The sequence below is a fragment of the uncultured Blautia sp. genome (genome assembly GCF_902497045.1).
Classification (GTDB): Bacteria; Bacillota; Clostridia; order Lachnospirales; family Lachnospiraceae; genus Blautia_A.
Window position 1 is genome coordinate 1 of record NZ_CABVDF010000012.1, and the last position, 12946, is coordinate 12946.

The 12946-nt window shown below is 41.6% G+C and carries 11 protein-coding genes; all 11 read left to right on the plus strand.

Features of this window, described 5'->3' with window-relative positions; genetic code table 11:
• On the plus strand, positions 1 to 1093 hold a 1093-nt coding region (locus RDS42_RS02310; RefSeq protein WP_308782176.1), incomplete at its 5' end, for a Gfo/Idh/MocA family oxidoreductase.
• A gap of 48 nt (positions 1094 to 1141) precedes the next feature.
• Positions 1142 to 2257: an ROK family transcriptional regulator gene (locus RDS42_RS02315; protein ID WP_308782177.1), complete on the plus strand. Its 1116-nt coding sequence runs from the start codon at positions 1142 to 1144 to the stop codon at positions 2255 to 2257.
• A gap of 17 nt (positions 2258 to 2274) precedes the next feature.
• Complete coding sequence (locus RDS42_RS02320) at positions 2275 to 3087, plus strand: sugar phosphate isomerase/epimerase family protein (protein ID WP_308782178.1); 813 nt, start codon at positions 2275 to 2277, stop codon at positions 3085 to 3087.
• Between the two features lie 30 nt (positions 3088 to 3117).
• Entirely contained in the window at positions 3118 to 4257 is a 1140-nt protein-coding gene (locus RDS42_RS02325; RefSeq protein ID WP_308782179.1) for a Gfo/Idh/MocA family oxidoreductase, read from the plus strand.
• A 19-nt stretch (positions 4258 to 4276) separates the two neighbouring features.
• Positions 4277 to 5185 carry a sugar phosphate isomerase/epimerase family protein gene (locus RDS42_RS02330; protein WP_308782180.1) on the plus strand — a complete coding sequence of 303 codons (909 nt, stop codon included), beginning with the start codon at positions 4277 to 4279 and terminating at the stop codon, positions 5183 to 5185.
• A gap of 14 nt (positions 5186 to 5199) precedes the next feature.
• The gene (locus tag RDS42_RS02335; protein WP_308782181.1) at positions 5200 to 6171 is read left to right on the plus strand and encodes a Gfo/Idh/MocA family oxidoreductase; all 972 of its coding nucleotides are present in this window, start codon (positions 5200 to 5202) and stop codon (positions 6169 to 6171) included.
• Positions 6172 to 6218: 47 nt separating this feature from the next.
• Positions 6219 to 7181 (plus strand): ABC transporter substrate-binding protein, encoded by a 963-nt coding sequence (locus RDS42_RS02340; protein ID WP_308782182.1) that lies wholly within the window; start codon positions 6219 to 6221, stop codon positions 7179 to 7181.
• A 73-nt stretch (positions 7182 to 7254) separates the two neighbouring features.
• The gene (locus RDS42_RS02345; protein WP_308782183.1) at positions 7255 to 8739 is read left to right on the plus strand and encodes a sugar ABC transporter ATP-binding protein; all 1485 of its coding nucleotides are present in this window, start codon (positions 7255 to 7257) and stop codon (positions 8737 to 8739) included.
• A gap of 15 nt (positions 8740 to 8754) precedes the next feature.
• On the plus strand, positions 8755 to 9798 hold the full coding sequence (locus RDS42_RS02350) for an ABC transporter permease (RefSeq protein ID WP_308782184.1): 1044 nt from the start codon (positions 8755 to 8757) through the stop codon (positions 9796 to 9798).
• Between the two features lie 30 nt (positions 9799 to 9828).
• Positions 9829 to 10773, plus strand: coding sequence for an ROK family protein (locus tag RDS42_RS02355; RefSeq protein WP_308782185.1), 945 nt, complete (start codon positions 9829 to 9831; stop codon positions 10771 to 10773).
• Between the two features lie 357 nt (positions 10774 to 11130).
• Positions 11131 to 12939, plus strand: coding sequence for a translation elongation factor 4 (lepA, locus tag RDS42_RS02360; RefSeq protein WP_308782186.1), 1809 nt, complete (start codon positions 11131 to 11133; stop codon positions 12937 to 12939).
• Positions 12940 to 12946: the final 7 nt, after the last annotated feature.

A 12946-nucleotide genomic window follows, 5' to 3' on the forward strand; every position in this document is an offset into this window, starting at 1 on the left:
ACAAATGGAAAAAACAAAAGTTATATTATTAGGAACAGGTTTTATTGCACACATTCATATGGAAAGTTACCAGCGTTTCGTGCATGATACAGAGATTGTGGCTGTTTATGGAAGAAATCTGGAAAAAGCCAGAGAATTTGCACGGCAGTATAAAATTCCGGCAGCATATAATAATATAGACGAACTTCTGGAAAAAGAAGATGCAGAAGTTGTAGACATTTGTCTCCCTAATTACCTACATCATGAAATGTGTTTAAAAGCAGCATTTGCCATGAAACATGTAATTGTTGAGAAACCTCTTGCGATGACACTGGAGCAGGCTGATGAAATGATACAGGTATGCAAAAGCCGTGGGAGGAAGCTTATGTATGCGGAAGAGTTATGTTTTGCTCCTAAATATGAGAGGGTTCGTGAAATGGTAAATGCAGGAGCAGTGGGTGATCTATATATGCTGAAGCAGGCAGAAAAACATGATGGTCCTCACAGCCCCTGGTTTTATAACAAAGAAACATCCGGCGGCGGTGTAATGATGGATATGGGATGTCACGCGCTGGCATGGTTTCGGTGGATGACAGGAAAAGCCCAGGCAGTCAGTGTTTATTCAGATATGAAAACAGTATTTCATAAAGAAATAACAGACTGTGATGATAATACAATTACGATCGTAGAGTTTGATAATGGTGTGATGGGAATAGCAGAAGACAGCTGGGCAAAACCGGGTGGAATGGATGACAGGATCGAGGTGTATGGAAACAAAGGAGTCTCCTATGCAGATCTGTTCAGAGGAAATTCTGCATTGACATACAGTAAAGACGGTTATGGATATGCAATGGAAAAAGCTGGTTTCACTCAGGGATGGACATTTACTATTTTTGAGGAAGCATTTAACCAGGGATATCCTCAGGAGCTTTCTCATTTTATAGAGTGTATCAGAGAAGACAAGACACCTGCAGTCACAGGTGAAGATGGGCGAGCAGTGCTTGAAATGATTTATGCGGCTTATATATCTGCCGGAACAGGTAAAAAAGTAAAACTTCCACTGGAAAATCCGCCAAAAGTAAAATATCCCATCGAACTTTTTCTGGGGGAATAAAGAAATATGGAAATTCTGCTAAAAATATGAAATGGAGATAGGGCATAGATGTTATTAGGTCAGCCAAGATTACTAAAAAATTTAAATACGGACATTGTACGGGATTTAATTTATAAATCAGGCCCCATTTCAAAACCTGAAATTGCAGAACAGACAGCACTAAGTCTCCCGACAGTCACCAAACGGGTCAATATCCTTTTAAAAGAGGGGTGGATCCGGGAAACTGGAAGAAGTGGTGAGGGTGTAGGACGGAAAGCTGTAAAATATGAGGCGGACCGTTCCCATAACACGATTTTGCTTTTATATGAATCAGGCGGTTTTTCGGCGGCTCTTGTAGATCTCACCGGAGAGATACGGTATGAAAAAAGATATGTTTATCATAAGGAATATGAACAAAACCATCTGGATTTTTTATGCGAATGCATCAAAGAACTGATTGCAAAGGTAGAAGGTACGGTTCTTTCTATCGGTATCACAGTTCCTGGTGTGGTAAGAAGCAGCGGACTTATAAAACATATTCCGGAGATTCCGGAGTGGGAAAAATACAATCTTCAGGAGGAACTGCAGAAACGGTTTGGTATTGATGTTTTTGTAGAAAATGATACCAGGATGATGACTCTTGGATATTATGAAAGTAAACTTCAGGGGCAGTATTCGGATATGGTATATATTTATGCGGAGGATGCTCTTAGTGCCGGGATTATTATAGATGGAAGACTTCACAGAGGGAAAGACAGCTTTTCAGGAGAGTTGGGTTTTCTGATCTTTCATGATGATCTGAACAGCAGTCATGAACCGATAAACGGTCGTGGAGATTATGAAAATTGTGTAATGGAACTTCAGAAGGAAATTCAGATGAACCCTGGAAGTAAGAAATTGTTGGAAAAGTATTATGATCTTATTGCAAAAGGCATTGTCAGTGTAGGCTGTATTACAGCACCTGAAATTGTTGTGATACAGGGAAAATATATTGACAAGGCGGCTCTTGAAATAATAGAAGAAAGGATTCGTCCATATTTTCCGAAGGATGTACTTCCCAGACTGCAGATCAATACAGACAGTACCTGCTGTGCTCAGGGAATGATACAGGAGTGCGTAAGACATTCTATTGAGAAAAGTGCAAAACTGGGGAATGTTACCATAAGGGTAAATCCAAATGATTAAAATGGGGGATCAAAAAAATGAAAAGAATCATAGGAGTAAATTCCAATTGTTACCATGGATATTCCATTGAGGAGGCTATCAGAGGTGCTTCTGCGGCAGGATTTCATTATATAGAGCTGACAGCTACAAAAGGATGGACAGAACATGTATTTCCGGATCAGTCATTTCACAGGCTTCTGGAAGTAAAAAAACTCTTAAAAGAGTATAACATGACTCCATTTGCCATGAGCGGACATTGTAATCTTATGGATAGAGAACGAATGGAGGACTTTATTGAAAATATTAAGCTGGCTGCTTTTTTTGGATGTGATTACATTGTTTCTTCTGTAGGAGAGGCTCATCTGAAGGATCAGGCAGTAGCTTCCAATGAGACGGTTGCACAGCATATTTCTGATTTTATTCCTTATTTGGAAGAGTTTGATATGACTCTTGTTCTGGAAGTGCATGGGGAGCACGGAAACGGAAATATTCTGAAAGAAATTGTAAATCTTGTGGGAAATCCCAGAGTAAAGATCAATTATGATACAGCTAATGCGATTTTTTATGGTGGGGTCAATGTGGCAGATGATCTGAAAAATTGTGCAGACCAGGTGGCATATATGCATCTGAAAGATAAAGCCGGACAGCAGAAAGAATGGAATTTTCCGGCGCTGGGAGAGGGCGAGATTGATTTTTCGGAGATTTTTAAGATTCTTAAAGAAAATGAAAATAGATGTCCGTTTTCAATAGAAATTGAATTTACCAAAAAAGGTCCAAGAGATTTGAAAGAGATTGATGAGGCAGTAAAGAAATCTGCACTTTATCTTCAGCAGGCAGGATTCGAACTGTAAAATTAAAATCAGTATAAAAAGGAGAAGGTAATGAAGAAGTTAAGAGTTGGGGTAATAGGAATTGGCTTTATTGGAACTGCACATGTAGAAGCATTGCGAAGATTGGGTTATATAGATGTTGCTGCAGTGGCAGATGCAGGCGGTGGAGCGGAAAAAGCAGAAGCACTTTATGTAGCTCATGGATATGATGATTATCGGGAAATGATCCAGAAAGAGAATTTAGATGCAGTTCATATCTGTACACCAAATCATACTCATTTTGAAATGGCAATGTATGCTATGGAGCATGGATTGAGTGTTATGCTGGAGAAACCATTCACTATGACAGTGGAAGAAGCAGAAAAACTTTGTTCGTATGCAAAAGAGCACCATATTGTTACAGGAGTGAATCATTCTTTGCGAATGAATCCGCAGGTTCAACAGATGAAAGCGATGGTAAGAAACGGAGAAGTTGGTGATATTTATGCAGTCACAGGCAGCTATCTGCAGGACTGGCTGTTTCTGGAAAGTGACTGGAGCTGGAGACTGGATCCTAAAATGTCAGGAAAGACAAGAGCATTTTCTGATATAGGTACGCACTGGATCGACATGGTTGAGGATATAACTGGTCAGAGAGCAGTAGAGCTTCTTGCCGAATTTGAAATTATGCACAAGACCAGAAAGAAGCCTTTAAAAGAAGTGGCTACTTTTTCTGGAATGGCGCTTCGACCAGAAGATTATGAGGATGTTCCCATTGAAACTGAGGACTGGTGCAGTATTCTTTTCCGCTTTGAAAACGGAGCGATCGGAAGCGTGAATGTCAGCCAGGTAACTGCAGGACGTAAGAATCAGCAGATTATTTCTATCAGCGGAAGTAAGTGCGCTCTTCATTGGGACAGTGAAGATTCTCAGGAACTCTGGATCGGACGACGGGAAACCTTTAATCAGAAGGCACCGAAAGATCCTTCTATTTTATCAGAAGAGGCTTGTGGTGTGATTGGATATCCAGGAGGTCATGTGGAAGGATTTCCGGATACATTTAAAGCTCAGTTTGATAAATTTTATCATGCAGTAAGAAATAAGGATACATCCAAAAAAGATTTTGCCGGTTTTGAGGATGGACTGAGGGAGATGATTCTGAACGAAAAAGTTTATGAATCCGCGCAGAAACGTGCCTGGGTAAAAATCTGAATACAGGGGGATGAAAAATATGATGAAGCTTGGTTTACATACGGCGATTCTTGCTGACTATACGTTTGAGCAGGTAGTGGATTTTGCAGCCGAGACAGGATTTCAGTCTCTCGAGGTGTGCTGTTGGCCAAAAGAAAAGGCATCACGCAGATATGCAGGAGTATCGCACATTGATGTAGATGGAATGACAGAAGAAAGTGCAAAGAAATATCTGGATTATGCTGAAGAAAAAGGAATTGAGATAGCAGCGCTGGCTTACTTCCCGAATCCTCTGTCGGATAATACAGAGACAGCAGAGAAGTCCAGAGAGCATTTAAAAAAAGTTATTGAAGCAGCAGCGTTAATGAAGGTAAATCTGGTTACTACGTTTATTGGTAAAGATAAAACAAAAACAGTAGAAGAAAATCTGGATTTGATGGAAGAAATATGGCCTCATCTTCTTAAATATGCACAGGAACGGGGTGTGAGAATAGCCATTGAAAACTGTCCAATGTATTTTACAAAGGATGAGTGGCCGGGAGGCAATAATCTGGCTGTTAGTCCTCAGGTATGGAGAAGAATGTTTGCAATGGGACCGAATATTGGCTTGTGCTTTGATCCGTCTCATATGATCCTGCAGGGAATGAATGTGTGGAAGCCTGTGGTGGATTTTGCAGATCGTATTTTTCATATTCATTTTAAAGATCTTCAGATTGATCAGGAAAAAGTGGAGGAGTATGGAAGATTTTCTTATCCCGGACTCTGGCACACACCGAAACTTCCTGGCTATGGAGATGTGGATTTTCCAAAATTGATCACCCGGCTGCACGAAATCGGATATAGAGGTTCTGCCTGTCTGGAATGTGAAGACCGTGCATTTGAGGGTTCCATAGAAGATACTCTTGCAGGAATAGGCATAGCATATAGATATCTTCACACTTTGATGTAGGTGGTGATGCAGCTATGATACGTGTGGGCATTGTTGGTACAGGCGGTATGGGCACTGTGCATTATACAAATTACCAATATATAGAGGAATGTCAGGTTGCAGCAGTCTGTGGAAACAGAGAAAAAGCTGAAAAATGGGGAGTAAATGATTATTCCGATATTACAGAAATGATACAAAGCGAACATTTAGATGTTGTAGATATATGTACTCCTACATTTCTTCACTATACACAGGCAAAAGAGGCATTGAAATACTGCAGCGTGATCTGTGAAAAGCCTCTGTCTCTTACCAGAGCAGAGGGAGAAGAACTGATCAATACTGCAAAAAAATACGGACATCATTTGTATGTGGGACAGGTCCTTCGGTTTTTTCCGGAATATAAAGTGCTGAAACGAGTTATTGAAGAACAGACTTGTGGAAAAATGCTGGACGGTTATTTTTGGAGATTATCTGCAAAGCCGAAATGGACAAGTGGAGGGTGGCTGACAGATAAAACAAAAAGTGGGCTTCTTCCATTTGATCTTCATATCCATGATCTGGATTTTCTGGTCAGTATATTGGGACTTCCTGAAAAACAGTATTGTACCAGTTCCTGGTCAGGAAAAGACGGTATGCCGCAGCAGTATCGGTTTCTTTATGAATTTGAGTATAATGGACAGAAAATAAATATCTGTGCGGAAGCTTCGTGGTTCAATGGAGATTATCCGTGGTCAGCAGGCTATCGTGTATGCTTTGAGCATGGAGTTCTGGAATCCAGAGAGGGAAAGGCAATTCTTTATCCGGAGGGAAAAGAGCCGCAAATACTGGATACATCAGAGAAACGAAAAATTCCAACCGGAATCAATATTCCTCCAACCGGAGTTTATCTTGAAGAACTGGAGCATTTTGTAGAATGTCTGCAAAACGACAAAGATTCGGATATGATCCAATATGATCAGATACTGGGGGTACTGGGATATTTGGAGGAAATAAATAAGAAACTATAAGCAAGGGTGCTTTAGTTATAAAATGTACATGTGAAAGGAGAATCAACATGAAAAAAAGATTGGCAATGGTATTGGCACTGGGGTTAGCAGCAGGATCTCTTTCTGGAACAGCAGTAACTGTTTCAGCGGCAGAAGAGACCAGTGAGTACGTGATCGGTGTACTGGCACCGGAAGTAACCCATGGATGGGTTGCGGCAGTAGCATACCATGCAGAAAAACGCTGCGAAGAATTAAAAGAAGAAGGAAAGATCAAAGACTTTATTATTGCAACAAGTGGAAATGCAGAAGATATGACAGCAGACCTTGACGACCTTCTTACCCAGAATGTGGATGCTATTGTAGCATATCCACAGTGGGACGGCATGGAAGCCCCGCTCCAGAAAATTCTTGATGCAGACATTCCTCTGGTATGTTTTGACCTTGAATTCGATCTTGAAGGTTATTATCTGGTAACTGGTGATAATAAGGATATGGGTGTACAGGGAGCAAATTATATTCTTGATAAGATCGGCCCGGACGGAACAGTCATCGCTCTGACAGTGCCTACAGCAGGATCTGTAAACGATCTTCGTATGGAAGGATTTTATGAGCAGATGGAAAAAATTGACCAGAACTGGGAAGTGATCGAGTATGCAACAGAGTTTACCCGTGAAGCTGGTCTCGCCGATTTTGCGGATGTTCTTGTAAATAATCCAAAAATTGACGCAGTATATTCCCTGGATGATGAAACATCCATCGGTGTTCTGCAGGCAATCCAGGAAGCTGGAAGAGACGATATCAAAGTTATCACAGGCGGTGGCGGATGCCAGGAATATTTTAATATGATGCCGGAATATGAGAATATTAATGTAGCTTCTGCTACTTATTCTCCTGCAATGGTTGAAACTGCTGTAGATGAGGCTGTACAGCTTCTGGACGGTGAAACAGTGGAAGAGAAACTGATTATTCCAACAACGATTGTAGATAAAGAAAATTATGAAGAATTTCTTGATCCATCTTCTCCATACTGATAAGTATGATGAAATTTGGAAGGGCTGCCGTGTATACGGCAGCCTTGTTTGAAAGGAAAGCTGGAGGTCAGATATGAATCTGAAGATGAAAGGGATTACAAAATCTTTTGGCGCAAATAATGTACTGCAGGGAATTGATTTTACGCTTTCCGGTGGTGAAATCTGCGCGCTGTTAGGTGAAAATGGAGCAGGAAAATCCACACTTATGAATATACTTGGTGGCGTTCTGAAAGCAGATCAGGGAACGATTTCCATTGATGACAGGCTGGTTGAATTTGCGACTCCGCTGGATTCCTTGAATGCAGGTGTTGGGTTTATTCATCAGGAGCTGAACCTGATCAATGATCTTGCTGTATATGAAAATATGTTTATCAGCAGAGAAATTAAAAAGAAAAATGGTCTTCTGGATATTGAGGCAATGTGCGAGGAGACAAGGAAAGTATTTGAACGAATAGAAGTAGAGATTGATCCGAAAACAATGGTCAGAGACCTGGATGCATCTTATAAACAGATTGTAGAGATTGCACGAGCATTAATGATGAATGCAAAGCTGATCATTATGGATGAACCAACTACATCTCTGACAGAGCCGGAGATTGAGCATGTATTTACTATGATGCGGACTCTAAAAAAACAGGGAGTAGGAATTGTATTTATTTCACATAAACTACGAGAGGTTATGGAATTCTGTGATCGTTATACCGTTTTGCGGGATGGTCAGATGGTGGCACATGGAAATGTAAGCGATACCAGTATCAATGAACTGGCAAAGTTTATGGTGGGGCATGAAGTAAGGACAGAATCTCTTCGTCAGCAGCAGGAATATGGGGAAGAGGTATTAAGATTGGAAAATTTGTCTTTAGATAAGAAGTTTAAAGACATTTCTTTAGCAGTACATAAAGGGGAAATCCTTGGAGTAACAGGTCTTCTGGGTGATGGAAGAACAGAAGTGTTCCAGACAGTATTCGGATGTATGCCGGAATATAGCGGACGTATATTTGTAGAAGGACAGGAATGCAGGATTTCCAGTGTACAGCAGGCTATGGATCAGGGAATCGGATATGTTCCCAGAGATCGTAAAGAAAATGGCATTATAAAGGATATGAATATTATGGAAAACGCGTCGATCGCAGTACTTCCTAAAATGACGCGTTATGGAATTATAGACAAAATCAGACAAAAGAGAGAATTTGACGGGTTTGTAGAAAATCTCAGGATCAAGCTGGGAAAAGGTACGGATCTGATCGGAAGTCTTTCCGGCGGAAATCAACAAAAAGTGGTGCTGGCGAAATGGCTGATGGCAAATCCTAAGGTATTGATCCTGGACAATCCTACTCAGGGTGTGGATGTAGGAGCAAAAGAAGATATTTATAATATCATCCTGGAACTTGCAAAACAGGGGATTGCAGTTGTGATTCTTTCCAGTGAGGCTCAGGAGATCATACGAATCTGCAGCAGGGCAGTGGTTATGTATCATGGTACAATCCAGGACGAGCTTCATGGAGATGAAATGAAAGAAGAAACTATTATGAGGCTTGCAACCGGCGGGCACAAATAATCAGGAGGGTAAGTAATGAACGGTAAAGAAAAACAAAATAAAAATGTCCTGAGCTGGCTGGTGGGTCAGTGGAAAAATAATTCTTTATTCAGCATTGGTCTGGTATTACTTTTTATGGTTGTTCTTCAGACTCTGGCATTAAATTATTCTGCGTGCGGAAGCTTTGGAGAATGCGTAGAACTCTGGATCAGGAACTTTACAAATGTATTGAGAAATAATGCAGGTATTGGAATTATTTCTCTTGGTATGACATTTGTTATTATTTCCGGAGGCATTGATCTTGCAGTTGGTTCTACACTTGTAGCAGTTGGTGCAGTTATGATGGTGATCATGGATGCCAACACCATTGGAACACTCTCAAGATTTGGAATCACCGGAGTACCGGCATATCTGATTGCAATTGCAGTTGGGATTCTTGTTGGTCTTGTACTGGGCGGATTTACAGGATCACTTGCATCATGGGGAATGATTCCGCCTTTTATTGTTACTTTAGGAACGCAGAAAATTTTTCGCTCTGTCACTCAGCATTTTATGCAGAGTGTGAATCCGAAGGTTCCTGCACCGTTCTGTAAGCTGGCAAACGTAGAGATTGGAGGTTACATGATACTTCCGATTGTATATTGGATCATTACGGCAGTTATTCTTTATATTGTAGCACAGAAAACAGTTTTTGGACGACAGGTATATGCAGTTGGAAGTAATGAACGTACTGCACGGCTTTCTGGTGTGAATGTAAATAAAGTAAAATGTAAAGTTTATATTCTCATGGGATTCCTTGTAGCATTAACGGCAACTCTGACAATCGCACGTATCGGCTCTATGGATTATGCCAATGCAGGTGCCGGATATGAATTGGATGCTATTGCATCTGTAGTAGTGGGAGGTACAAGCTTTTCCGGAGGAAAAGGAAGTATTCAGGGAACAGTCATGGGTGTTATGACAATTGCGATCATGAATAATCTCTTGAATCTGTGGGGCGTTCCGCCATTTTTGCGGGAGGCATTTAAAGGAGCGATTATTATTATAGCAGTTCTGCTTCAGAAAAAAGAAAAAGCCTGATCAGAATCAGAAGGCAGAGGGAGGTGCGTAATGAAAAAGTGGTGTTTGGGAATTGATATAGGCGGCACCTCAGTGAAATTTGGACTATTTGATATGGAGGGAATGCTTCTGAGAAAATGGAGCATTCCAACACGAACACAGGAATGCGGAAAAAATATTCTGGAAGATATAGCGTCTTCTCTGGAAAAGAATTTGAGAATATGGGGATTTGAAAGAGAACAAATTGCCGGAGCAGGGGTGGGGGTACCAGGTCTGGTAATAGAAGATGGAACTGTTTTGCATGCTGAAAATCTTGGATGGGACAGGATAGCGGTCGCCGAAGACCTGAAAAGGCTTACCGGAATCCCAATAAAAGTAGAGAATGACGCAAATCTGGCTGCGTTGGGAGAAATATGGAAAGGAAGCGGAAAAAATTGTCACAGCATGCTTTTTGTTACATTAGGAACCGGAATCGGCTGTGGTATAGTGATTGATGATAAAATACTTTCCGGGGTATCTGGAGCAGCAGGAGAAATAGGCCATATGCATGTGGAAGATCATATGGAAAAACAATGCAATTGTGGAAAATATGGATGTCTGGAGCAGTTTGCCTCAGCTACAGGTATCTGCTGGCTGGGAAATCAGATTATGAAAAATTCTTCAGAAGATTCTATTCTGCGCGGACAGGAGATGTCTGCACGCATTGTATTTGATGCAGTCCGTAAACAGGATCTGCTGGCAGTTCGGATTGCGGAGAAGTTCGGATATTATCTTGGAAAGGCTTTGGCGGCAAGTGCCTGTATTATAAATCCAGAGCGAATTGTTATTGGCGGTGGTGTATCCAGGGCCGGGAATATTATTTTAGATTATGTTGAAAAATATTACCATAAATATGCTTATCCTCCATGCGAAAATGTAGAATTCCGGCTGGCTTCACTGGGAAGTGAGGCAGGAATTTATGGCGGAGCAAGATTAATGTCTCAGGAAAAAAGGTAAGGATGTGGACTGGGGCATCAATGGAAAGCTGATCTGCAATGAAAGGAGACAGACAGACCAGAGGTACAGTGCCTTTGGATGCCTGTCTCTTTTTGTTCACTGGAAACAGGACATTGTATATTTTTTTCCATAAATAAAAAAACAGGCTTGAAAGCTGGAACATACGTTTGTATAATGGAAACAGATACAAAAAACACTCTGAAAACGGTGCTGGGACACAGGGAAACACGAGAGGATGTATAGACTTGATGCAGATACCTATGCTATAATGAGGCACGAATGCCATGAAAACATGGCTGTTGTGACGGAGAGAACAGCAGCGAAATATATAGTAAATAAGAGGAGGAAGACTGCGGAATGACAGATCAGAGCAAGATTCGAAATTTCTGCATTATTGCACATATCGACCACGGTAAGTCCACACTGGCTGACCGTATTATTGAAAAAACAGGACTTCTGACCCAGAGGGAGATGCAGTCCCAGATCCTGGATAATATGGATCTGGAGCGGGAGCGTGGGATCACGATAAAATCTCAGGCGGTTCGTATCGTATACAGAGCAAATGATGGGGAAGAATATATTTTTAACCTGATCGATACCCCCGGACATGTGGATTTTAATTATGAGGTGTCCAGGAGTCTTGCCGCCTGTGACGGTGCGATCCTTGTTGTAGATGCTGCTCAGGGAATTGAGGCTCAGACTCTGGCAAATGTATATCTGGCTTTGGAACATAACCTTGATGTACTTCCTGTGATCAACAAGATTGATCTTCCAAGTGCGGAGCCGGATCGTGTGATCAATGAGATTGAGGATGTGATCGGGCTGGAAGCACAGGATGCACCACAGATCTCAGCTAAGACAGGTTTAAATATCGAAGATGTACTGGAACAGATCGTGGAGAAGATACCGGCACCTAATGGAAATCCGGATGCTCCTCTGAAAGCTTTGATCTTTGATTCCATTTATGACTCCTATAAAGGTGTTATCGTATTCTGCAGGCTGATGGACGGAAGGGTAAAAAAAGGAACTACCGTTAAGATGATGGCTACTGGCTTTACCGCAGAAGTGGTGGAAGTAGGATATTTTGGCGCAGGACGTTTTATCCCATGTGATGAGCTGAGCGCAGGTATGGTAGGGTACTTTACAGCAAGTATCAAAAATGTCAGTGATACCCGTGTAGGTGATACAGTGACGGATGTGGCAAATCCATGTGCAGAAGCTCTTCCGGGCTATAAAAAAGTACAGCCTATGGTCTACTGTGGACTTTACCCGGCGGATGGAGCAAAATACGGAGATCTTAGAGATGCTCTGGAAAAGCTGCAGCTGAACGATGCCTCTCTTTTCTATGAGCCGGAGACGTCAGTGGCTCTTGGATTCGGTTTCCGCTGTGGTTTTCTGGGACTTCTCCATCTGGAAATCATTCAGGAGAGACTGGAAAGAGAGTATAATCTTGACCTTGTAACAACAGCTCCTGGCGTTATTTATAAAGTGTATAAAACAAATGGAGATATGATTGAGCTTACAAACCCGTCTAATCTTCCGGATCCTTCTGAAATCGAATATATGGAGGAGCCTATGGTTAATGCAGAGATCATGGTGACTACAGAGTTTATCGGTGCGATCATGGATCTTTGCCAGGAACGCCGCGGACAGTATATCGGTATGGATTATATGGAAGAAACCCGTGCTCTTCTGAAATATAAGCTTCCTCTTAATGAGATTATTTATGACTTTTTTGATGCCCTTAAATCACGTTCCAGAGGCTATGCTTCTCTGGACTATGATCTTTGCGGCTATGAACGCAGTGAACTTGTCAAACTGGATATCCTTGTAAACAAGGAAGAAGTAGATGCGCTTTCCTTTATTGTACATGCAGAAACTGCCTATGAGAGAGGGCGGAAGATGTGCGAGAAGCTGAAAGAGGAAATTCCCAGACAGCTTTTTGAGATCCCTATACAGGCAGCAGTGGGAAGCAAGATCATTGCCAGAGAGACTGTCAGAGCCATGCGCAAGGACGTACTTGCCAAGTGTTATGGCGGTGATATCAGCCGTAAGAAGAAGCTTCTTGAAAAACAGAAAGAAGGTAAAAAACGTATGCGTCAGGTCGGAAATGTAGAGATTCCGCAGAAGGCATTTATGAGTGTTCTTAAACTTGATGAAAAGTAAGCAGTCC

Coding starts and splice junctions, on each gene's coding strand:
- lepA (WP_308782186.1), top strand. CDS start 11,131: ATGACAGATCAGAGCAAGATTCGAAATTTCTGCATTATTGCACATATC.
- RDS42_RS02325 (WP_308782179.1), top strand. CDS start 3,118: ATGAAGAAGTTAAGAGTTGGGGTAATAGGAATTGGCTTTATTGGAACT.
- RDS42_RS02355 (WP_308782185.1), top strand. CDS start 9,829: ATGAAAAAGTGGTGTTTGGGAATTGATATAGGCGGCACCTCAGTGAAA.
- RDS42_RS02330 (WP_308782180.1), top strand. CDS start 4,277: ATGATGAAGCTTGGTTTACATACGGCGATTCTTGCTGACTATACGTTT.
- RDS42_RS02315 (WP_308782177.1), top strand. CDS start 1,142: ATGTTATTAGGTCAGCCAAGATTACTAAAAAATTTAAATACGGACATT.
- RDS42_RS02320 (WP_308782178.1), top strand. CDS start 2,275: ATGAAAAGAATCATAGGAGTAAATTCCAATTGTTACCATGGATATTCC.
- RDS42_RS02345 (WP_308782183.1), top strand. CDS start 7,255: ATGAATCTGAAGATGAAAGGGATTACAAAATCTTTTGGCGCAAATAAT.
- RDS42_RS02335 (WP_308782181.1), top strand. CDS start 5,200: ATGATACGTGTGGGCATTGTTGGTACAGGCGGTATGGGCACTGTGCAT.
- RDS42_RS02350 (WP_308782184.1), top strand. CDS start 8,755: ATGAACGGTAAAGAAAAACAAAATAAAAATGTCCTGAGCTGGCTGGTG.
- RDS42_RS02340 (WP_308782182.1), top strand. CDS start 6,219: ATGAAAAAAAGATTGGCAATGGTATTGGCACTGGGGTTAGCAGCAGGA.